The sequence below is a fragment of the Acinetobacter sp. NIOH-H-8 genome, from assembly GCF_046635365.1.
Taxonomy (GTDB): Bacteria; Pseudomonadota; Gammaproteobacteria; order Pseudomonadales; family Moraxellaceae; genus Acinetobacter.
The window spans coordinates 18,842-39,738 of the sequence record NZ_JBHDVN010000024.1; the positions used below are offsets into that span (position 1 = coordinate 18,842).

Sequence of the window (20,897 nt, forward strand, 5' to 3'; positions counted from 1 at the left end):
AGGATCTACTCCTTGATCTTGACTCTGATAAAGATAAATTCTGCTAGGTAAAAATAACAATGTTTAAGCTTCACCTTAATCCTGCTACGTTGGCCTTTTGGCTATTTCTGGCGCTTGGTATTAGTGCGATTAGTACCGCTGTCATCAGTCATAACCTGATTTTAGATGTAGTTGCCATTTCTGTGAGTGTCCTCACAATTGCCGGAACCTTATTTAGTATGGCCTTGCTTTTTGTCGAACATATTATTGAGATTTGTAGCTCCTAAACCTTTAATCTTTAGCCTGCTTTTCCCTGCTGACAGGCTTTAGCCCTCCTGCATTTTCACGTATATTAATGGCCATTTCCGCACATGGACATGGTGAAATGAGCAAGCAATTTGCCGTCATTGGCAACCCCATCGAACAATCACGCTCTCCTGAACTGCATCAGGCTTTCGCTGCCAAAACCAGGATCGATCTGACCTATACCAAACGCCTTGTCCCACTGGATGGTTTTACAGCCAATATCCAGGAATTTTTTGCTCAGGGCGGTCTTGGCATGAATGTGACTGTGCCTTTCAAAGAACAGGCCTTTGCCCAATGCCAGGTCCTTACCGAACGCGCCAAAATCGCCAAAGCAGTTAATACCCTATGGATGAAAGATGGTATTCTGCATGGAGACAATACTGACGGACAAGGCTTAGTCGAGGCTATTCGTGCTCTTGACTGGACTCTGGAAAATACCGATATCCTGATTATTGGTGCTGGCGGTGCGACCCGCGGCGTGATCTATCCATTGGTACAGGCCGGTGTGAAGAAGATTGTTATTGCTAATCGTACTTTGTCACGTGCAGAACAACTGGTTGCCGATCTAAAAGATGCTGTTCCACAAGCAGAACTGCGAGCCATTGCCTTAACTGATTTAGCCGGTGAATTTGATATCGTAATTAATGCGACTTCTGCCAGTCTTAGCGGTGATGCTCTGGTACTACCTGAAGCTCTACAGTTTAAACATGCCTATGAAATGGCCTATGGCAAACCGTCCACTTTTCTGGATCAAGCCAAAGCCCGTGGCGTCTCTACTTCTGAAGGTTTCGGCATGCTAGTCGGTCAGGCCATTGAATCTTTTTATATCTGGAACGGAGTAAAACCTGAGTTGAAAGATTTTCTTTAATTCTGAATATTTTTGAGATGAACGGGTTAGCCATTAATCCGTTCGCTCTTTTCCTTTCATTAAAAATAATAAAATTAAATTGGATTTAATGACATGATTTATCCAATGATTAGACCCTAACATTCGTGTATAATTCATACAAAAATACCCCTAGACAACCTCCCTAAATATTGATTAAAGTCCAGACAGATAAGCATTTTTCAATAGAAGTGCCTTATTTAAAGATGGAGAGTTCCGTTATTTAATCTTTAAACTCATCTGATCTTCTCGATTCGCTTTTCTGACATTTTTATTTGTTGTCTTTATCAATGTTTTTTTATCCCCAATGTGAATAATCATAGAATCGATACAGATAATCCAAAACTATTTTAATCAGGATTAAACGCATGCCAGCATATAAAGCTCCTTTACGTGATATTCGCTTCTTAATGAATGAAGTGCTTGATTACCCTGCACATTACCAAAAACTGTCAAATGGCGAATATGCCGATGCAGATACGGTAGACATGATCCTAGAAGGTGCGGCAGATTTCTGTGAAAATGTACTTTCTCCACTGAACCAGACCGGTGATGCAGAAGGCTGTCATTTTGAGAATGGCGAAGTACGTACACCGAAAGGCTTCAAGGAAGCTTATGATCAGTTCGTGCAAGGTGGCTGGCAAGGTCTGTCTTATCCTGAAGAATTTGGCGGTCAAAACCTGCCGATGTCTTTAAACCTGATCAAATCCGAAATGATGGGTACAGCAAACTGGTCTTTCCAGATGTATCCAGGTTTGAGCGTGGGTTGTATCAATACCATCATCCAGTATGGTACTGATGAACAGAAAAATACCTATTTACCGCATCTGGTTGCAGGTACCTGGTCAGGAACCATGTGTCTGACTGAGCCACAATGTGGTACCGACCTGGGTCAGGTAAAAACTAAAGCAGAACCACAAGCTGATGGTACTTATGCGATTTCTGGTACCAAAATCTTCATTTCTGCGGGTGAGCATGATTTAACTGAAAATATCGTGCACATCGTTTTGGCACGTCTTCCAGATGCGCCACAAGGCACCAAAGGCATTTCCCTGTTTATCGTACCGAAATTTATTGCCACTGAAGATGGCGGTATCGGTAAACGCAATGCCGTAAACTGTGGTTCGATTGAACACAAGATGGGGATCCGTGCCTCTGCAACAGCGGTACTAAACTTTGACAATGCAGTAGGTTATTTAATTGGCGAGCCAAACAAAGGCTTGCATGCCATGTTTACCTTCATGAATACCGCGCGTATTGGTACCGCAATCCAAGGTATCTGTCATGCAGAATTATCGTTCCAGGGTGCATTGCCATATGCCAAAGAACGTATGTCGATGCGTGCCCTGTCTGGTAAAAAAGATCCGGAAAAAGTGGCGGATGCGATCATCCACCATGCCGATGTGCGCCGTATGCTGTTGACCCAGAAAGCGATTGCTGAAGGTGGTCGTGCCATGATTTATCATGCAGCAAAAATCGCAGATAACATGAATGATGCCCTGCTGCGTGGTGATACTGCTGAATTTGAACAGCAAGATGATCACTTAGGTTTCTATACCCCTATTCTGAAAGGCTTCCTGACTGAAATGGGTTATGAAGCAGCGAACCACGGTATGCAAGTATTTGGTGGTCATGGTTACATCAAAGAATGGGGCATGGAGCAAATCGTTCGTGACTCACGTATCTCTACCCTGTACGAAGGAACGACTGGCGTTCAGGCACTTGACCTGATTGGTCGTAAGGTCCTGCTAACCTCTAAAGGTAAAGTGATTCGTGATTACACCGCTGAAATTCTGAAATTCTGTGGACAGCATGCACGCAATAAATACATGCGCCGTTTTGCCTGGGACCTGACCAAGCTATGTGCACAGTGGAATGCGTTAACTGTACGTATCATGCTGGCAGCACGTAAAGACCGTGACATCATATCCTCTGCTTCTGTGGACTTCCTGATGTTCTCAGGCTATGTAATGATGGCTTACTTCTGGGCACAACAAGCTGCAGTGGCTTCAGCGAAACTGGTTGCTGGTGATGGTGCAGAAGTTCCAGAGTTCTACAAAGCGAAAATTAAAACTGCTGATTTCTACTTTGAGCGTTTATTGCCACGTGCCCAAGGCCATGCTGAAGCAATGGTGAATCCATCCAAAACCATGACTTCACTGGCAGCAGAACACTTCAGTTTTGATTACTAAGTCAAAAGTTTAGGTTTTAGCTTTAAAAAGAGCGCTACGGCGCTCTTTTTCATATGTCAAAATGATGACTGGATACAAAGAAAAATCTGCTGCGTACACAAACTACACAAATTTATATCTATAATTTTCAGACGTCTATTAAATAATCCATATAATTTACTTGAATATCTATAAATACAGGGTATGATGGCGATAACTAGAAAAATTCTTGTTTTGGTTAGTCTTCTTTTAAGTATCGCAGTTTTAGTCATAAACCTTCGTTTTAAAGATCAATAAGCTCCATCCTTTTTATTTTTCAAAGTTACAGCTAGTCATCTGAAATTTTGACTATAAATCCATAAGATTCAATAGGTTATATTATGTCTAACACAGTTACCGGTACAGTAAAGTGGTTCAACGAAACTAAAGGTTTTGGCTTCATTCAACAAGACAATGGTCCAGACGTTTTCGCTCACTTCAGCGAAATCCAAGGTTCAGGTTTCAAAACTTTAGCTGAAGGCCAAAAGGTTTCTTTCAGCGTAGCTCAAGGCCAAAAAGGTCCTACAGCGACTAACATCACTGCAATCTAATATTGCGAAGATGAAAAAAAGCACTCATTAGAGTGCTTTTTTGTACCTTAAATTGGCTAATTTTAGTTTCCAGATCAATTAATTAAATTTTAAAGATAATTAAAAATATTCGCTTTTCATTCATCATCTTGTCCCAAATCTCTTCATCTGATTTTAGTCATGTTAAAACATGAAGAAACTGAGAAGAATTTTGATGATTTTAAAATCAAAAATTGCACATAAAAATATAGAATATTTAATAAAAATTATTATTTATTAATCACTTAAATACAAAATTAAAAAAATCCTGAAATTTACAAAAGTGTTGTCTATGGCTCCATCTTCCCTACATCACTGACTCCTATGATGAACTCATTGAATAAATATGAGTATGATCATGAAAAAATTAGTTTCTTCTTTAATGATTGGTTTGATCGCAACAACAGCTACCATGTCAGCAATGGCGGCTCCTGGACCGGATCATCGTCATCCAACGCCATCAGCGCATCATTTTGATAAGAAACCAATGCCGCATAAAGGGGGTTTCCATAAAGCACCTCCTAAAGCGCATTTTAACCAGCATGATCGTCATGATAAGTTTGGCAAGAAAGACCATAAAGGCTTCTTCAACAAAAATCATCACAATGGCCCGCATCACAAGTTGCCACCTAAGTATCGTTAATCCGAATGGCTTAAATGCATAGTGGAGAGAGAAGAAAAAGCCCGATGTAACTCATCGGGCTTTTTCTTTTTAAACTGGATTAATTATTCGGATAGATTAGGCAATTAAAGAAACTCTTCCAGCACAGAGTTTAAAAAGATGTGACCTTGCTCAGTACATGCCAGACGTTCTGTATCTTCTACCATTAATTGACGTTGGCGCAATGAAGTCAGCAATTCATCCAGTGTATCCAGACTATAACCTGTTCGTTCAAGATAAAGCTTCGCTTCCACACCCTCATTTAAACGTAAGGCATTCATCATAAATTCAAACGGCATATCTGCCGCTTCGATGCGCTTAAACTGCAAATGTTCTGCTGGCACTTTGGCTAAATAGTCTTTGGGCAAACGGGTTTTCTGGAAACGGTAAACACCATCCGGTTGAGTCACTTTGCCATGCGCCCCTGCTCCAATGGCCAGATAATCACCAAATTGCCAGTAATTCAGGTTATGTGCCGATGGTAATTCTTCACGCCAGGCAGAGACTTCATAATTGATAAAGCCATTGGCTTTTAAATAAGCCTCCCCCTGTTCCTGAATCTCTTCCAGTACTTCATCGACCGGTAAAATCGGCTGAGTACGGAAAAACACGGTATTCGGCTCAATAGTTAACTGATACCACGAAATATGCGTAGCGCCATTCTCGACTGCCAGTCTAAGATCATTGAGTGCCTGTTCCAGTGTCTGTTCAGGCAAGCCATGCATCAAGTCGACATTGATCCGCTGAAACCCTGCCTCACGCGCCAGGCCAATCGCCGAGATCGCATCTTCATTGCTATGGATTCGGCCCAGCTTTTTTAAGTGTTCGGTATTAAAACTTTGCACGCCAATGGAAAGACGATTAATACCAGCTGCTAAATAGCCAGCAAATGGATCATGTTCCACTGTACCCGGATTGGCTTCTAGTGTGATTTCACAATTCTCTTCAAAAGGAATCAGTGCTTTTAGTTCGGTAAATAGCCACTGATAACCTGCAGCAGAGATCAGTGACGGCGTTCCCCCACCGATAAATACACTATGAATCGAACGGCCTTGGGCAAAATCAACCTGAGTTTTAAAGTCCTCTACCAGCGCATGCAGATATTCCCGCTCCAGGTCCAAAGACAGTTTTCCATCAGGTACGGCATGCGAGTTAAAGTCACAATACGGACATTTACGTACGCACCACGGCATATGGATATACAGGGATAAGGGAATAAGTGCAGGATTCAATTCAGCCAAAGAACTACTCAAAAACAACTACAAGATCTAGCGTAATTTTAACATGACTCGGCAACAACACTGCTAAAATTAAAATCGCCATCGCCTAATGCCTAAAAATTCAAATAGAATTAGATAGTTAAAATTATGAAAATATCCTCCCAGCTCCTTATTTTACTACCTTTGGTCTTTGCGATTGGGGTCTTGCTGACCTTACAGACGGCTATTAATACCCAATTAAAAGAATATTTATATTCTCCTATTCAAGCTGCATTTTTTTCCTTTTTGATTGGTACAATAGTGCTTGCCGGCATCGTGCTGTTTCAGTCACATCCCAAACCAGGCTTACAGGAGCTGATGGCAATTCCCTGGTATCTCTGGTTAGGTGGTTTTTTGGGTGTTTATGCGATCAGCATGAGCATTTATGCTGCACCTAAAATGGGCTTCCTGACACTGACCGGAATGATTATTTTTGGTCAGATGGTGATGTCCATGATCGTCGATCAGTTTGGTCTGCTGGGCAATGAAAAAATGCCGGTGAACTGGCAACGTCTTTTAGGTGGCGTGGTGATTTTTATTGGTGTGCTTCTCACTTTACAACGCTAAACCTTATCTCTAAGCACATGATCACTAATGAGTAATTTTTGTGTCGAATGTTTTGACAGCCACAACCCGTCGTTATGAATTAAAACAGCTGTTCCATCTGATGTTGCCCATTCTGGTCACACAATTCTCCCAGGCAGGTTTGGGCCTGATTGATACCATTATGGCCGGGCGTCTCTCACCAACTGATCTGGCAGCGATTGCGGTTGGTGTCGGCCTCTGGATTCCAGTCATGCTACTCTTCAGTGGCATCATGATCGCCACCACGCCTCTAGTCGCTGAAGCTAAAGGTGCACGTACACCTGAGAAAATTGCCACAATTGCGCGACAATCATTATGGGTCGCATTCATCCTTGGGGTGATTGCGGGTCTGGTTTTACAAGTTTTGCCCCTCTCTTTACCTTTACTAGGTGTCCCAGAAAGCTTGCAACCTAAGGCTGGTCTGTTCCTACATGCCATCGGCTTTGGTATGCCTGCTGTGACCATGTATGCGGCTTTACGTGGTTATTCTGAAGCCATTGGTTATCCACGTCCGGTCACTGCTATTAGCCTCATGGCGCTACTGCTTTTGGTTCCATTAAACTTCATTTTTATGTATGGAGTTGGCCCTATTCCGGCACTGGGCAGTGCCGGTTGTGGTTTTGCCACAGCAATTCTGCAATGGTTAATGTTACTCAGCTTGGCGCTGTATATTTTTAAAAATCGGGTTTATCAAAGTAGTCAGCCATTTAGTCACTGGGAAAAGCTGAACGGATATTGGCTGAAACGGATTTTAAAGCTGGGCTTTCCGATCGGACTGGCAATTTTCTTTGAAGTGAGTATTTTTAGTACCGCAGCGATAGTCTTGAGCCCATTGGGTGAAACCATTGTGGCCGCTCACCAGATTGCTATTTCTGTTACCTCACAGCTGTTCATGATTCCGATGTCTCTCGCCATTGCACTAACCATTCGGGTGGGAACTTATTATGGTGAACAGAACTGGGATGCCATGCGTAGAGTACAAGGCTTAGGTCTGATGACCGCGACGATTTTGGCTCTGCTCATCATGTTATTACTCTGGGTGTTCCGTAGTGAAATCGTAGCGCTTTATACCTCTGATCCTATGGTGACCCAGATTGCGCTTTATCTGGTGCTCTTTGCAGTGGCCTATCAGCTGATGGATGCCTGGCAGATCAGTGCTGCAGGTTGCTTACGCGGTATGCAAGATACCAAAGGCCCAATGTGGATCACCATGATTGCCTATTGGGTGATTGCCTTCCCGGTGGGGGTTTATTTGTCCCGGTTTGGAGATATGGGGGCGGCAGGCGTCTGGGTCGGACTGATTGTCGGTCTCAGTGTGGCTTGTGTCCTGCTGCTGGCACGGCTTTATGGTAATAATAAACGTTTAAGCCAGCATGCCTAATCCTCTTATTATTTAAAAAGATGCATTGAATTACTGATTTAACGCATCTTTTAATCCCTGTGGAATTTCCGACTCATCCGCCACTTCCTTAATCACCACTTGCCCGACAATGACATCTGTTCCATTAAAGGTCATGGTCGGTGCACCATAAAGTTCATAGCCTTCATTGAGTGCCTTGGTCACACGGGCACAAAAATTCACATCATCTTTACCAGTAAAATATCGATAGACTTTCATTGAAATTTCTTGATCTTGAGATGCGATTATTTTAAGACTTTCATCATGGAAAGGCACTTAAAAATCATGCTTTGCTCTCTCCAGAATAATTAAATAATTGATTTAAAAACTGCCGTACATACGCCGAGTTGGTTTAAAAATTGTATAAATCAAATGAACAATATCAAGCAAATATGAATACTTTGAGAAGCTTTGCAACATAACATCTACAATTAAATATAGGCAATTTATAGTTTGTCACCTATGATCAAATACACCCATAAAAATGGTGATTTTGAGGAATCTCGCATGGCAAAAACGGCTCGAACGCCTGGTCGCCGCTTTATGAAATTGGCTGGAATGACCGCAAGTATTGCAAGTAAAACCCTATCCAATTCGATTAAAAATTTAACTGCGGATGAAGAGCAGAAAAATGCTGCACGCAGTAAATTATTTCAGGATATTGGAGTACAGATTGCTGATACCTTGGGGGAAATGAAAGGTGCGGTGATGAAAGTCGGCCAGATTGCCTCACAATATAAAGATATTTTCCCGCCTGAAGTTGCTCGAGCCATTTCCAAATTGCAGCGTCAGGCTCCACCGATGCCATTTAAAGAGATTCAGTCACAGGTTGAAAAAGAATTAGGTAAATCTTTGCAGGACCTATTCCAGCAGTTTGATGAGCAGCCTTTTGCCGCAGCCTCGATCGGACAGGTGCATAAAGCGACTCTACCCGATGGTCAGCAGGTTGTGGTCAAGGTGCAATATCCGGGAGTGGAAGAAGCCTGTGAAAGTGACCTGAAACAGGTTCGTCTGGCCTTGCGTTTGATGGGTGTACTAAAAATTGACCGCAAATTGCAGGATCAGCTATTCAAGGAAATCCAGCATAGTCTGGACAATGAACTCAATTATGAAATTGAAGCTCAGAATCTGGAAGTGGCACGTGCCTTTCATGAATCACTCGATCACCAAATTGTGATTCCAAAAGTATTTAGTGAATATTCTTCCCGCCATATTCTGACCCTAAGCCTGGAACAGGGTGAAAGTATGGAAACAGCCAGCCAATGGCCGCTAGAAACCCGTAATGCCCTAGGCCGCCGTTTATTCCGTGCGATTGGTCAGGAAATTTTCTATCTGAAACGTTTCCATTGTGATCCGCATCCAGGGAACTTTGCCTTCCGTGAAGATGGCTCGGTGATTATTTACGATTACGGCGGTGTTAAAACGCTTTCTACCGAGATCATTACTCATTTCAAAGAGTTGATCCATGCAGCCCGTGACAAGGATATTTCGACCATTGAACAGCAACTGGATGCCTTGCATACCCTGACAGAAACCGGAAAATTCCCGGCCGATCTGTATGAGCAATGGCTAGAAGTGCTGATGCGTCCTTTAACTACCAATTATGATTTTGCTGAAAACTCAGCACATCATGATGGAATGGAATTGCTCAAACCTTCTCTGAAATATTGGGATGTATTCAAACCGTCGCCGGATACCCTGATGGTAAACCGTACTATTTCCGGACAATACTGGAACTTGATTCATTTGAAAGTACATGATGATTTGAGTGATGTATTTGAAGAAATCGTGCCAAGTCGCAGTTAAGTTGAAGTAATAAGCTTACAAGCTGTAACCCTACTTCACTTGAAATATCAAATGTTACATTATAACATTACTCTTAAATTACAAGAGGAATATTACGATGCGTCCAGACATTCATCCCGAATATCGAGAAGTTTTATTTCATGACACCAATGCTGATGCCTACTTCGTGATTGGCAGCACCATGACTTCTAGCCAGACCAAGGAATATGAAGGTAAGACCTATCCTTATGTCACCCTGGATATTTCGAGTGCTTCACATCCGTTTTATACCGGTGAGCAACGTCAAACCAGTAATGAAGGTCGCGTAGCGAGCTTTAACAAACGTTTTGCCCGTTTTAAACGTGGTTAAACTTAAAACCTCCGATTTTTCTCTCAATTTAAATCGTGGTTTATGTCAGGAAATTACCTCCAATTTCCTGACTTTTTTATGCTTGTGCCAAAGTCAGCTGGGTTAAATAAAAGCCCACCCCCAGCATAAATACTCCGACAATCACACTAGAGATCACATAACTTAGGGCAATCGTGACTGCACCCTGCTTAAGCAGCTGAAAAGTTTCTAGACCAAAACTGGAGAAAGTCGTAAAGCCGCCCAAGATACCTACCATCAAAAATAGCCGTGCTTCGGTTTGCAGGAAACTGTATTTCTGGCTAAAGGCAAAGAAAATCCCGGCACACAGGCAACCTATAATATTGATCCACCAGGTCGGCCACGGAAATAGCATCTGTGGCTTGGCAATCAACATTCCTGTTCCATAACGCAGTGTTGCCCCAATCGCGCCGCCCATTGCCACCAAAAGCCAGTTCATGTCTACTCCGTCTTTATTCGATCTTAAATCTTTCGTCAGCCACCATGTGGGACGAGAATAATGAATAACATCATGCACCTAAAATTGCAGAATGAACATGGATCTTTGCCAAAAAATTGGTATATTCGACGCCATTCAAATTGATTTAAGTCTAGAAGGAATCCACATGGCTCAGGAATTAATGGCTCAATTGGCTGCGGGCGAAGCTAAATTTGCAGATGTGATTGCATATATCGATGCGCGCTATGCTCATACACCCACTGCTTTTAAAAATGGTCAACAGGCTAATGCTGCCACTGAAAACCAAGGCAGTGCCAAAGTATTTTCATTTGCCAAATTGAATGGCCTAGATCAGGCACAAACCTTGAGCCTGTTTGCAGAACACTATGCGGCTGTACTGGCCACACCAGAAGCAACGGATCACCAGAATATCCGCCAGTTCATGCAAAATGGCTGGGATGGCATTGCCTTTGAAGGTGAAGCTCTAGCTGCCAAATAAGCATGTCTTTAATATAAAAAACCGCCTATTTCTGGCGGTTTTTTATATCAAAATAACAGAACAAAATGACATTCATATTTAAGATTAAAATTATTTTTTGGAAGAAGTAGTTCACTTTAAAAATGAAAAACTATAAGGCTAAAAATAAATTAAATATCAATAAAGCCTGGTCACCCTGAAGCACTCCAAGCGACCCTTTCAGAAAGCCATAAGTTTTCCAGTTTTAACCTTTACCCACTTTCTCAATCCACTTGATTGAGCTGACCCGAAACACTTCACAAGCGCCATCACCGGTATCGGTTGGAGTTAAAGAGGATTTCCAGACGAGGTCTTTATCACGTACTTCCACCAGTTCCCCTTGCAAACGCACTAGGTCACCCCGTTTTACCTGTTTAATTGCTTTGGCAATTTGTGGATTGGCAGGGATGATGTGCATATTGGATACCATCTGTTTAGCCTGTTCAATAGGCACTGGCACGCGATCCATTTTCCAGTTCAGGTAACGGTTATACTGGTTGACTGTAATGTGCCGGGCAATTTCAGGTTGTGCAAACAGCCCCCAACTCACCGCATAATCGATCGGAGAGAACTTGGCCTGCTCATCGTCGGTATAAATTTTTGATCCCAGAATGCGGAAATCACCTTTAAACGGCTGCAAGACTGAAATAGATTGGTCTTTAGCCATCGGTGGCAGTCCTTTGGCAACATTATGGTCTACAGAAGTGTGACCATAAAGCGGTAGTAAAAGACTGGCCGCCAAAGCATAGTATCGAAGATGTTTGAACATAATTCTGTCTTTATTCCATCAAATCTTTTCAAGAATATCTTGTTTGATAGTACGATTTTTTTAATGAATAAATAGTTGAAATTAGTAACAAGTTGATCAATTTTGGTGAGCGGAGAGCTTTAGCTAATCTGATTATTTTCGGTTAATCTAAGCTTGTCTAAAAATCATTTGAATGCGCCCATGCTGTATAAATTCTATCAACAACATATTTTTCCGCATCTGCTGAATCAGGTTATGCAGACCCCATCCCTGATGGATTTACGCCGTGAACTATTGTTGCCTATTACAGGTGAAGTCCTGGAAATTGGCTTTGGTACAGGATTGAATCTGCCTTTTTATCAGGTCGTCGATAAAGTCTATGCGCTAGAACCTAACCTGGACATTTTTAAACTGGCTGAGCAGCGTATCAGTCAAAGCCCTTATGCGGTCGAACAGATTCAGGCCCGTGCAGAAGCCCTGCCTTTTGCAGAAAATAGTCTGGAAAATATCGTATCAACCTGGACCTTATGCAGTATTCCGGATCTGCATCAAAGTCTGCATGAAATTTACCGGGTTTTGATGCCGGGCGGCCATTTCCATCTGGTTGAGCATGTATTAAACCGAGAGCATCTCAACATTCAGCGCTTACAGCATTTACTCACCCCGATCCAGAAAAAAGTAGCAGATGGCTGTCATCTTAACCGGGATATTGAAACCGCTCTTTTAGAGGCTGGGTTTGAACTGGATGAAGTTCATTATATCGATGCAGAAGGTATTCCAAAGATTGGCCAGCGTATGCTGTTAGCTAGAGCGCATAAACCGCTTTAATCCAGCACTTTTAAATCAGTTATTCTAAACAGGCGGCATTGGGCTGATTTTGGATTGCTTTTTCCAACCTGAAATTCTTGCTGGCTGGTCGCTAATTTGACCTGTACCCAGTCACCTTGCAGCCAGATCCGCTGATCTGCTTTTAAACGGCGAACCTTATTGGCAACAGCTTCGCTGGTGGCAATCACACTCAGGTTCAGCAAATGAGGTTGAATGTTCGCAGGATTGGCTTGTGCGTCTGTAGCGGTCATATTAAAACAACGCCTGTCCTGCTCAAGCTTGAATGGTTTAAATACAGCACTGGATACTTCCGGTACTGCTAGTAACAGATCAATATTACTGACATAGGCCAGATCATTAAAACTTCCCACCACCGGACTGGCTGGATGAATGGTACGGCGCTCAGGCCCATAATACTGTTTAGCCAGTACGCGATATTCAGCCTGATGCGGCTCAATCGATTCTACCTGAAAATTTTTGAGTACCCCGGCCTGCTCCAGATTCGGGATCGCCCGAAAGTATTCCGACCAGATCCATAGTCCAAGCGCAAACAGTGCTGCGGCAATAATCAGTTTATCCATAGTGTAGCGTTGAAGCTTGCTGTCCTTCAGTCTTCAAAATCAATCCGGATGGTCTCAAAACGTACCCGCCCTTCCTGAATGGCTTGAGCAATTGCCATCTGGCCTTTGGTCAGACGTGCACCACCACTTTTAATATCAATCAAAACCACTTCAATATCTTCTGCCAGTCCTTCACCATCACGAAAATCGGTATAACCATCAAAGACTACATAATCCACCGGATCGCCTAAAAATTTGGCATCACTAGGTAGATATTGAAACTCTGCCATGATCGGTGCCAACTGCTCGGCCATTTTGCCTTTGAGTACCGCGCGACTGGTATTTACACTGCGTTTTTGTGCAGCGACTAAAGCTTGCTGATGTTCCAGCTCCAGCTCGGCAATATATTGTTCATATTCTGCTTTAATTCGACCATTTCGCGTCTGGCCCAGAATCAGGGTAGTTAAAACCACTCCAATACAGGCACCAATCAGCATAGCCATTCCAATGGACATTCAATCTTCCTAATCTGCTTTATTTTGCTGCCTACCTTCGACTGAAGTTGAAAGGGTCTGCCATCCAGTAAGCCTGCAAAGAATGATATGCTAGGCGGGAGCAGAATTAAATCATCCCAGGTCATGAAAACTATTTTAGTTGCAAATCAGAAAGGTGGCTGTGGTAAAACCATTACTGCAATTAGCCTGGCAGCTGCCCTGGCACAAAAGGGTTATAAAGTTGCTCTGGCTGATGTGGACAGCCAGAAATCGACCTTGCAATGGTTGAAACATCGCCCGAAAGATGCCGCGCCGATTCAGAGTCTGGACTGGCGGAATGCCAAATCGATTGGGGATGCGCCTAAAAATCTGGAATATCTGATTATCGATGCACCCGGAGCGCTGACTGAAGATCATGCCGAACAGCTAATTAGTGAAGCGGATGCCATCATTATCCCGCTGCAGCCTTCTTTTTTTGATATTGATTCTACGCGCCGTTTTCTCAAACATTTGCAGGATATTAAACGTATCCGTAAAGGCAAGGTTGAAATTCTGCTCCTCGCTAACCGCACCAAACCTAATGCAGCCAGTAATCAGGACATTCAGCAATTCTTTAATAAAATTGATCAGCAACCGGTTACCTGGATTTCTGAACGTGCATTCTATAGCCGACTGGCCATGCAAGGCCTGTCTATTTTTGATAAACAGCAGAAGATGTACCGGGAATTACAGGATCAATGGCAACCTTTATTGAATGCCATTATTGACGATCCAAGCCAATGGTTCTAGTTCTGTTATTTTTAGCCTCTTCTTTTTATTCTAAGGAAAATAATCGTACTACTTCCCGCACTATCGTTTTCGATCGCTTTTTTTTCAGTTAATATGCCTGACACGACCTAAAAAAATGAGCTTCTAAATTCAGTGCAACAGTACGCGCCTACACTACAAAAAGTCTTATTATTTGGACTATTTTTCATTCTGATTTTTTTGAGTTTTCACATACTCAAGTATTTCATCATTCCTGTAGTTTGGGCAGCCATTATTGCGTACATGACTTGGCCGCTGTATCAGTCGATCTTAAGAATGAGTGGCAATCGGCCGACGCTGAGCGCGACTATAATGATTCTGGGTGTAATTCTGGTATTTGGTCTGCCTTTTATCTTTGCCATTTTTATGCTGCAACACGAAGGCCGGAATCTGTATTTTGAATTACAAAAACAGGTATTCTCAGGTCATCTTAGTGTTCCTGATTTTATTCGCGGCCTGCCACTTGTGGGTAAAGAAATTACCCGTACCCTGAATGAGATTAATGCCGATCCAAATAGCATTGCACAAACTATTTCGGTCTGGATTCAGGGTCATCTGAATTACGGCAAAGTCGTGCTGAATGAAATTAGTAAAAATGTCTTTAAGCTGTGTTTTGCCGTACTGTCGTTATTCTTCTTCTACCGTGATGGTCATACCATTCTGAATCAGGTGCGTAAAGCCTTTGAAATGGTAGTCGGTCCACGTATTCATCATTATCTGGCTACAATTTCGGATACTACACGTGCGGTGGTCTATGGGGTAGGTTTAACGGCGATTGCCCAGTCTTTACTGGCAGGTATCAGCTACTTTGTGGCTGGCGTACCGAACCCAATGGTACTGACCATTATCACCTTTATCTTTGCCTTAATTCCTTTTGGCCCTCCAGTTGCTTATGGTGCAGTTTCGCTATGGCTGTTCTCGCAAGGACAAACTATCGAAGCCGTTGGCGTCATGGTCTGGGGTGTCTGTATTGTAAGTACGGCAGATAATGTGATTCGTCCACTGGTCATTTCAGGTGCAACACAAATTCCATTCCTGCTGATCATGTTTGGTGTCTTGGGTGGCATTGCCAGTTTTGGTCTGGTCGGTGTCTTTATTGGACCGGTGATTCTGGCCGTACTACTGGCCATCTGGCGTGAATGGCTACATGAAAGCAACCTGAATGAACCTTTGATGATGCCTAAAGCCACTATGGCGCATGAGGTTGAACCGAAGAAAAAATTCCGTCTGCGCCGTAACAAGACGCCTAAATCACAAGACTAACTGGCTTAAACAAATTAAAACATTTAAGTACTGATTTTCCATAGTGCTTTTGGTCTTGCTCTGTTTCAATAGATTCCGAAAAGCAGAATAAAGATCAAGGTGTGATAATTATGTCTTCATTGTTTAAACTTACAGCTTTGTGCGCAGTCAGTGCCGCACTTTTTACCGGTTGCGCTTCAACCTCTACTTCGACTGAAAATGTTAAAGCCGTGACCCTGAATGCAGTCTCTGCACAAGGCGTCGGTGAATCGATTGGTACCGTATTATTGAGTGACAGTCCGGCTGGCCTGGTGATTCGTACTAATCTGAAACAGCTTCCTGCGGGTGAGCGTGGTTTCCACATTCATGAAAATGGTTCATGTGCACCGGGTGAAAAAGATGGCAAACCAGGTGCTGCACTTGCTGCCGGCAGTCACTACAATCCGAATCAGGCACCTCATCATGGCACACCCATGACGGGTCATCTGGGTGACTTACCAGCCCTTAAAGTAAACACTGATGGTACAGCACGTGTGACTCTGCTTGCGCCACGCCTGAAACTGGCAGATGTTCAGGGTCGTGCCATCATGGTCCATGCAGGCGGTGATAACTATTCAGATGAACCGCAGCCATTAGGCGGTGGCGGTGAACGTATTGCATGTGGCGTAATCTGATTTATTACAGATTATTAGCATTCAAAAACGGGCTTCTTGCCCGTTTTTTACTAGATATTTCTTTTGAAATTGGCGCTTAAATTGCATTCAAAACCGGCAGTCAAATACCACGGATCATATTCTTGTGAATAGCTCAGATTCCATATTGCATCCTCTTCAGCACATACTTAAAAAAGCCCTGTTGCCTTTTCAGTCCAGTGCCTTGATGACTTACTGTTTGCAGATGTTCATTGTGCTTTCAGGAACGACTTTTGGTCTAAAACTTCTCGGTTATGAAACCTTGATTGTTCCGGTCACTTTAGGAGCAATTGCCACTGCCCTGACCGATTTTGATGACCGTTTAAGTTTAAGGCTGCGCAATCTGGGGCTGGTCATGCTGCTGTTTTTTGCAGTCAGTAGCATGCTGGAATTTCTGCACTCCTATAAAGTCTGGTTTGCACTCTGGCTATCACTTTCTAGTGCCGTATTTATCTTAATGGGGGCTTTGGGACAGCGTTATGCCACCATTTCATTTGGCACTGTATTGCTGTCCATTTACACCATGTTTGGCTTGGGAGAATATGCGCACTGGTACGAACAGCCGCTGTATTTTGTAGTTGGTGTACTGTGGTATGGCCTGACTTCTATCCTATTTTATCTGATTCGTCCAACTTTACAGGTTCAGGAAAATCTGTCCATCAACCTGCAACAGATGGCAGAGCTGCTATCGACCAAAGCCAAATTATTTGATCCAGATAATCAGAATAATGTCGAGCCGCTGCTCTACGAGCTTTCCTTAAAAAATACCCAAGTCATTGAAAGCTTTAACCGCACCAAAGATTCTTTACTGACCCGACTCAAAGCCTCACGTCCGAATCATAAAACTATTTACTGGCTGAATCTTTATTTTCTGACTCAGGATATTCATGAGCAGGCAACTGCTAACTATCTGCATTACGAGCAGATTCACCAGCATTTTAGCCGTACCGATCTGATTTTTCGCATTCAGAAAAATATTCACTTGCAGGCGCTTGCCTGCCAGCAGTTGGCTGCTTGCGTATTGCGTAATGAAACTTATCAACTTCCTGAACAGCATCAACTGGCACTCAAAGCATTAGAAGCCTCCATGAGGGACTGGATTGCCCAGCATCCACAGAATATTGAGGTAAAAAACTTACAGCTCATTCTGAGCAATCTGCTGAGTGTGCATGAACAGCTGCAACATTTGCAGGATGGACAAGCCATTTACCGTCCGGATTATCCAAAGCATTTTGATGATTCCAGCCTGTTTGATGATGACCTGCGTGGACCCGCAGATTTCTGGCTGAAATTAAAACCCCATTTGGGACCGCAATCGGCGCTGTTTCGTCATGCGGTGCGGATCGCTTTGGTCTTTCTGGTCGGCTATGCAATTTCTCTATTGCCCTTTGCCAAAAATGGCTACTGGATATTGCTGACCAGTTTATTTGTCTGCCAGATCAGTTATTTCGCTACCAAAAGCCGTTTAAAACTGCGAACTTTGGGTACATTGCTCGGCGTCATTCTAGGAATTCCAATCCTGTATTTTGTACCAAGTATTGAAGGCCAGTTGCTGCTTACGGTGATTTTTGGTGTCGGCTTTTTCTATTTGCGCTCCAAGAAATATGCTATGGCTACATTAATGGCGACCCTAGTAGTACTGCTGATTTTTAATCTGAAAGGCGCAGGCTATGCTGTCATTCTGCCGAGAATTATCGATACCCTAATTGGCTGTCTAATTGCCTGGCTGGCGGTCAGTTGTATCTGGCCGGATTGGAATTTCCGTAATATTTCCAGCAATATCAAAAAATCCTCCCAAGCGACGCTGAACTATTTACTGGCTATTCTGGAGCAATATCAGCATGGCAAAAATAACAGCATTGCTTATCGGACAGCACGTCGTTTGGCCCACAATGCCCAGATTGACCTTTCCAATATGATTTCCAGTCTGAGTACCGAACCAAATCCAGATCCGGTGCTGATTCGCAATGCCTTTCGTTATCTAGTTTATAGTCACAGTCAGCTCAGTTATATTTCCGCATTGGGTAGCCATCGTGAACAGGTATCTGATCCGCAAATTCTGCAACTGCTCTCTGCCTGTCAGCAGACTTTAACCTCTGCCCTATCAAATCCTGAAAATGTACCGCAGCAGGACATTCAAGGCCAATTGGCAGAAATCCGGCAACTGAGTCAGCAGGAACATATCTCTACCCACCTGCTGCTGGTGCTTAAACAGATCAGTCTGTTACTGGAAACCTTGCCTGAATTATTGTCTCTAAGACAGCAATTACTGGTAGTTGAAATCAAATAACCAAGCGGAGCACTAGGATATAAGTATTTAAAATAATTAATTTTATCCTATAAATTTCATTTTGCTTAAATCGGCAGATTGGGTACACTCAAGCCTGATTGAATAGAACATAGAAGAGTGAGCGCGCGTGAATATTAAAACTTTACGTCTGGTTGGATTGCTTGAAGGTATTTCATTTCTGCTGCTGTTATTTATTGCCATGCCGGTCAAGTACATGATGGATAACCCGATTCTGGTGAAATATATCGGCATGGGTCACGGTGTTCTTTTCGTGCTTTTTCTAGTGGTGTTATTTGCAGTCTGCGAAAAACAGAAATGGTCTCTGAGTATGTTTATTTTGGGCTTGATCGCGTCGATTCTGCCGTTTGGACCATTTATCTTTGATATGAAATTAAAGAAGTTGGAGCAGCCGGCTGAAGCTTAACTTTTGGATTCTAATCATTATTAAATCAATAATGGATGTTTTCTCTCCTTTTAGGAGATGAGTAGCACTGCTGCGCAAAGGTAAGGTTATTTTATTAATATTTCCCTCTCTCTCCCATAGGGAGAGAGAACATTCAATACTTTTATTTGAGGCAAATAAAGTAAATAGCTTCATTCGATTAAATATTTAAGAGAAAGGAATTCTTTTAAAACTCCCCTCGCCCTTTTCTTTCCAACATCACCTGTTTCAGCTGCATACGTGGCAAGCTAAACCATAGCGCAATTAAAATAAACGAGGCACCGCAATAAGCCCAAAGATCAAAAGCTTCATAAGCAATTCTGACCACTTCAATCACGATAAAGAAACTCAGCATCATCAAGATGGATACCGTTGCCGCAACCGTGCCTTTAGACACTTCAGATGACATCAGGGCAAAACGGTACAATACCGAGAAGCTGATCCCCTCTCCCAGACTGATACAAGTCGTACCGATAATCAGGCAATGCAGAAAATAATCCGAAATCAGCATTCCCACTAAAAGCAAAATGGTTCCGAACAGCATCAATGGCACACCTAGCATTACTGTTTTACCGAGCGGCATCTTGTCGATAATTTTCAGTAGAATGATATTGCCCAGAATCAGGCTACCCAATACCGGAAACTGAGCCAGGCCATATTGCATGCTACTCAAGCCTAATTCTTCAACCAGAATCACGGGAGATAATGCAATCCATAGCATCAATGGCAAGCTCACCAGTGGCAATGCCATGGTCATGATCACAAAACGCTTATTTTTCAGAACCTGTTTAAAGTCATCGACAATATAGCTAAGTGGCTGTTTCGGAATACTGATATTCGGATTTGGCATTTTCGCTTTGAGTCCAAACCAGCTCAGAAATGCCAGACAGGCAATGCCGATAAAACCCCAGTGCCATGAGACATGGTCAATCATAAAGGCACCGACTACTGGCCCTAAAAGTGGTGCCAGCAAGGAGACATTGGCCATAAGTGCCATGACTTTAATGGCATCGCGTTCTTCAAAACTTTCCTGAATCGCGGCATAACCCACAGCAGCAATAAAGGACAAGCCAAAACCTTGTAAAAAGCGCAGGAACAGAAAGCTTTGAATATTCGGTGTGAGTAAAATCGCCAGACAGCAGATCACAAAAAATGCCACGCCACCGAGCAGGACTTTTTTACGACCTAAACGGTCCGATAAGGGTCCTAAAATTGCGGCAACAAATGCTCCACCTAGCAGGAAAAAGGACATGGAAGATGGTGCCCAGGAACTGCTCACGCCAAAATCACGGGTAATGGCTAACATTGCCGGCTGGATCAGGTCATTACAGATATAGACGGAGAATTCAAACAGAACCAGTGCCAGTGGGAACATCAGTGTGGCACGGGTCAGTTTGTGAGTTTGGGCATTTTGCATGGGAGTTGTTATTGCCAGTCTATCCGTTAATAGCAGACGGAACTTTATCTAAAATAGAGAAGAATAATTTTAGCAGAGTACTATTTTTAAATCCGTTCTCTTTTTGAATGGTCTAATCAAAATATTATATTTTTCTCTTTCTGAATTAACCTCAAATCATCCGGTTCATAAGCACGAGTGAAAAACTAAAAATTAAAAAAATTTATAGCTCTTCCAAGTTAATTCAATAAAGATTATATATTTTATATACTTATGATAATTAAGTAAATTAGATCTCTTGCGAAAGTCGTTATTGCAAGTTCATCCGGTTTACCAGTGCAGCGATTAAGTTAATGCGTAAACCGAATCTTTTCCGTCTATTTCGATAGCGTTCACTTAGTATTCTAAATCTTTT

Annotated in this window: 23 protein-coding genes and 1 pseudogene; 16 read left to right on the top strand and 8 right to left on the bottom strand. The window is 42.8% G+C overall.

Annotated elements, in window-relative coordinates:
* The first annotated feature begins 59 nt into the window (after positions 1-59).
* From ACEWB7_RS10555 to ACEWB7_RS10575, 5 genes are all read left to right on the top strand, one after another.
* Positions 60-266 carry a hypothetical protein gene (locus ACEWB7_RS10555; protein ID WP_004786985.1) on the top strand — a complete coding sequence of 69 codons (207 nt, stop codon included), beginning with the start codon at positions 60-62 and terminating at the stop codon, positions 264-266.
* 98 nt (positions 267-364) lie between these two features.
* Entirely contained in the window at positions 365-1,153 is a 789-nt protein-coding gene (gene aroE, locus ACEWB7_RS10560; RefSeq protein ID WP_262738453.1) for a shikimate dehydrogenase, read from the top strand.
* Positions 1,154-1,539: 386 nt separating this feature from the next.
* The gene (locus ACEWB7_RS10565; RefSeq protein WP_262738455.1) at positions 1,540-3,363 is read left to right on the top strand and encodes an acyl-CoA dehydrogenase C-terminal domain-containing protein; all 1,824 of its coding nucleotides are present in this window, start codon (positions 1,540-1,542) and stop codon (positions 3,361-3,363) included.
* A 359-nt stretch (positions 3,364-3,722) separates the two neighbouring features.
* Positions 3,723-3,932, top strand: a complete 210-nt coding sequence (locus ACEWB7_RS10570; RefSeq protein ID WP_004786992.1) for a cold-shock protein — start codon at positions 3,723-3,725, stop codon at positions 3,930-3,932.
* 376 nt (positions 3,933-4,308) lie between these two features.
* Positions 4,309-4,593: a hypothetical protein gene (locus tag ACEWB7_RS10575; RefSeq protein WP_166135886.1), complete on the top strand. Its 285-nt coding sequence runs from the start codon at positions 4,309-4,311 to the stop codon at positions 4,591-4,593.
* A gap of 104 nt (positions 4,594-4,697) precedes the next feature.
* On the opposite strand, the gene hemW is transcribed toward ACEWB7_RS10575, so the two are convergent.
* Complete coding sequence (gene hemW / locus ACEWB7_RS10580; RefSeq protein ID WP_262737936.1) at positions 4,698-5,852, bottom strand: radical SAM family heme chaperone HemW; 1,155 nt, start codon at positions 5,850-5,852, stop codon at positions 4,698-4,700.
* Positions 5,853-5,978: 126 nt separating this feature from the next.
* Here hemW and ACEWB7_RS10585 point away from each other — a divergent pair, with 126 nt between their 5' ends.
* Positions 5,979-6,437, top strand: a complete 459-nt coding sequence (locus tag ACEWB7_RS10585; protein WP_004786999.1) for a DMT family transporter — start codon at positions 5,979-5,981, stop codon at positions 6,435-6,437.
* Between the two features lie 40 nt (positions 6,438-6,477).
* Entirely contained in the window at positions 6,478-7,836 is a 1,359-nt protein-coding gene (locus ACEWB7_RS10590) for an MATE family efflux transporter (protein ID WP_159122649.1), read from the top strand.
* Positions 7,837-7,866: 30 nt separating this feature from the next.
* Here the strand turns inward: ACEWB7_RS10590 and ACEWB7_RS10595 are convergent, their stop codons facing one another.
* Positions 7,867-8,073, bottom strand: a complete 207-nt coding sequence (locus ACEWB7_RS10595; protein ID WP_034701512.1) for a DUF1737 domain-containing protein — start codon at positions 8,071-8,073, stop codon at positions 7,867-7,869.
* Positions 8,074-8,361: 288 nt separating this feature from the next.
* Here ACEWB7_RS10595 and ACEWB7_RS10600 point away from each other — a divergent pair, with 288 nt between their 5' ends.
* Both ACEWB7_RS10600 and ACEWB7_RS10605 read left to right on the top strand, forming a co-directional pair.
* Positions 8,362-9,660: an ABC1 kinase family protein gene (locus ACEWB7_RS10600; RefSeq protein ID WP_004787005.1), complete on the top strand. Its 1,299-nt coding sequence runs from the start codon at positions 8,362-8,364 to the stop codon at positions 9,658-9,660.
* Between the two features lie 97 nt (positions 9,661-9,757).
* Positions 9,758-10,009, top strand: a complete 252-nt coding sequence (locus tag ACEWB7_RS10605) for a type B 50S ribosomal protein L31 (protein ID WP_004787006.1) — start codon at positions 9,758-9,760, stop codon at positions 10,007-10,009.
* Positions 10,010-10,085: 76 nt separating this feature from the next.
* Here ACEWB7_RS10605 and crcB read toward each other — a convergent pair whose 3' ends face one another.
* A complete protein-coding gene (gene crcB / locus ACEWB7_RS10610; protein ID WP_005233680.1) occupies positions 10,086-10,466 on the bottom strand; it encodes a fluoride efflux transporter CrcB in 381 nt (126 codons plus the stop codon).
* Positions 10,467-10,632: 166 nt separating this feature from the next.
* Here crcB and ACEWB7_RS10615 point away from each other — a divergent pair, with 166 nt between their 5' ends.
* On the top strand, positions 10,633-10,965 hold the full coding sequence (locus tag ACEWB7_RS10615; protein ID WP_034701514.1) for a HopJ type III effector protein: 333 nt from the start codon (positions 10,633-10,635) through the stop codon (positions 10,963-10,965).
* A 223-nt stretch (positions 10,966-11,188) separates the two neighbouring features.
* Here ACEWB7_RS10615 and ACEWB7_RS10620 read toward each other — a convergent pair whose 3' ends face one another.
* On the bottom strand, positions 11,189-11,752 hold the full coding sequence (locus tag ACEWB7_RS10620) for a hypothetical protein (protein ID WP_004787012.1): 564 nt from the start codon (positions 11,750-11,752) through the stop codon (positions 11,189-11,191).
* Positions 11,753-11,932: 180 nt separating this feature from the next.
* Between ACEWB7_RS10620 and ACEWB7_RS10625 the strand changes: the two genes are divergently transcribed.
* The gene (locus ACEWB7_RS10625) at positions 11,933-12,559 is read left to right on the top strand and encodes a class I SAM-dependent methyltransferase (protein ID WP_034701490.1); all 627 of its coding nucleotides are present in this window, start codon (positions 11,933-11,935) and stop codon (positions 12,557-12,559) included.
* Here the strand turns inward: ACEWB7_RS10625 and ACEWB7_RS10630 are convergent.
* Positions 12,556-13,140, bottom strand: coding sequence for a hypothetical protein (locus ACEWB7_RS10630; protein WP_034701491.1), 585 nt, complete (start codon positions 13,138-13,140; stop codon positions 12,556-12,558). The genes ACEWB7_RS10625 and ACEWB7_RS10630 overlap by 4 nt on opposite strands.
* A gap of 26 nt (positions 13,141-13,166) precedes the next feature.
* Positions 13,167-13,634, bottom strand: coding sequence for a Holliday junction resolvase-like protein (locus ACEWB7_RS10635; RefSeq protein ID WP_262737937.1), 468 nt, complete (start codon positions 13,632-13,634; stop codon positions 13,167-13,169).
* Positions 13,635-13,757: 123 nt separating this feature from the next.
* Here ACEWB7_RS10635 and ACEWB7_RS10640 point away from each other — a divergent pair, with 123 nt between their 5' ends.
* From ACEWB7_RS10640 to ACEWB7_RS10660, 5 genes are all read left to right on the top strand, one after another.
* Positions 13,758-14,402: a ParA family protein gene (locus ACEWB7_RS10640; RefSeq protein ID WP_262737938.1), complete on the top strand. Its 645-nt coding sequence runs from the start codon at positions 13,758-13,760 to the stop codon at positions 14,400-14,402.
* Positions 14,403-14,534: 132 nt separating this feature from the next.
* Positions 14,535-15,683, top strand: a complete 1,149-nt coding sequence (locus ACEWB7_RS10645; protein ID WP_034701496.1) for an AI-2E family transporter — start codon at positions 14,535-14,537, stop codon at positions 15,681-15,683.
* A 110-nt stretch (positions 15,684-15,793) separates the two neighbouring features.
* The gene (sodC, locus tag ACEWB7_RS10650) at positions 15,794-16,336 is read left to right on the top strand and encodes a superoxide dismutase family protein (protein ID WP_034701498.1); all 543 of its coding nucleotides are present in this window, start codon (positions 15,794-15,796) and stop codon (positions 16,334-16,336) included.
* A 205-nt stretch (positions 16,337-16,541) separates the two neighbouring features.
* Positions 16,542-18,644, top strand: coding sequence for a YccS family putative transporter (yccS, locus tag ACEWB7_RS10655; protein WP_249365116.1), 2,103 nt, complete (start codon positions 16,542-16,544; stop codon positions 18,642-18,644).
* A gap of 127 nt (positions 18,645-18,771) precedes the next feature.
* Positions 18,772-19,068 carry a DUF3817 domain-containing protein gene (locus ACEWB7_RS10660; protein WP_004787034.1) on the top strand — a complete coding sequence of 99 codons (297 nt, stop codon included), beginning with the start codon at positions 18,772-18,774 and terminating at the stop codon, positions 19,066-19,068.
* Positions 19,069-19,273: 205 nt separating this feature from the next.
* Here ACEWB7_RS10660 and ACEWB7_RS10665 read toward each other — a convergent pair whose 3' ends face one another.
* Together ACEWB7_RS10665 and ACEWB7_RS10670 are read right to left on the bottom strand one after the other, a co-directional pair.
* Positions 19,274-20,503 carry an MFS transporter gene (locus ACEWB7_RS10665; RefSeq protein ID WP_262737940.1) on the bottom strand — a complete coding sequence of 410 codons (1,230 nt, stop codon included), beginning with the start codon at positions 20,501-20,503 and terminating at the stop codon, positions 19,274-19,276.
* Positions 20,504-20,792: 289 nt separating this feature from the next.
* A pseudogene (locus ACEWB7_RS10670) lies at positions 20,793-20,897 on the bottom strand (IS5/IS1182 family transposase); the annotation flags it as partial.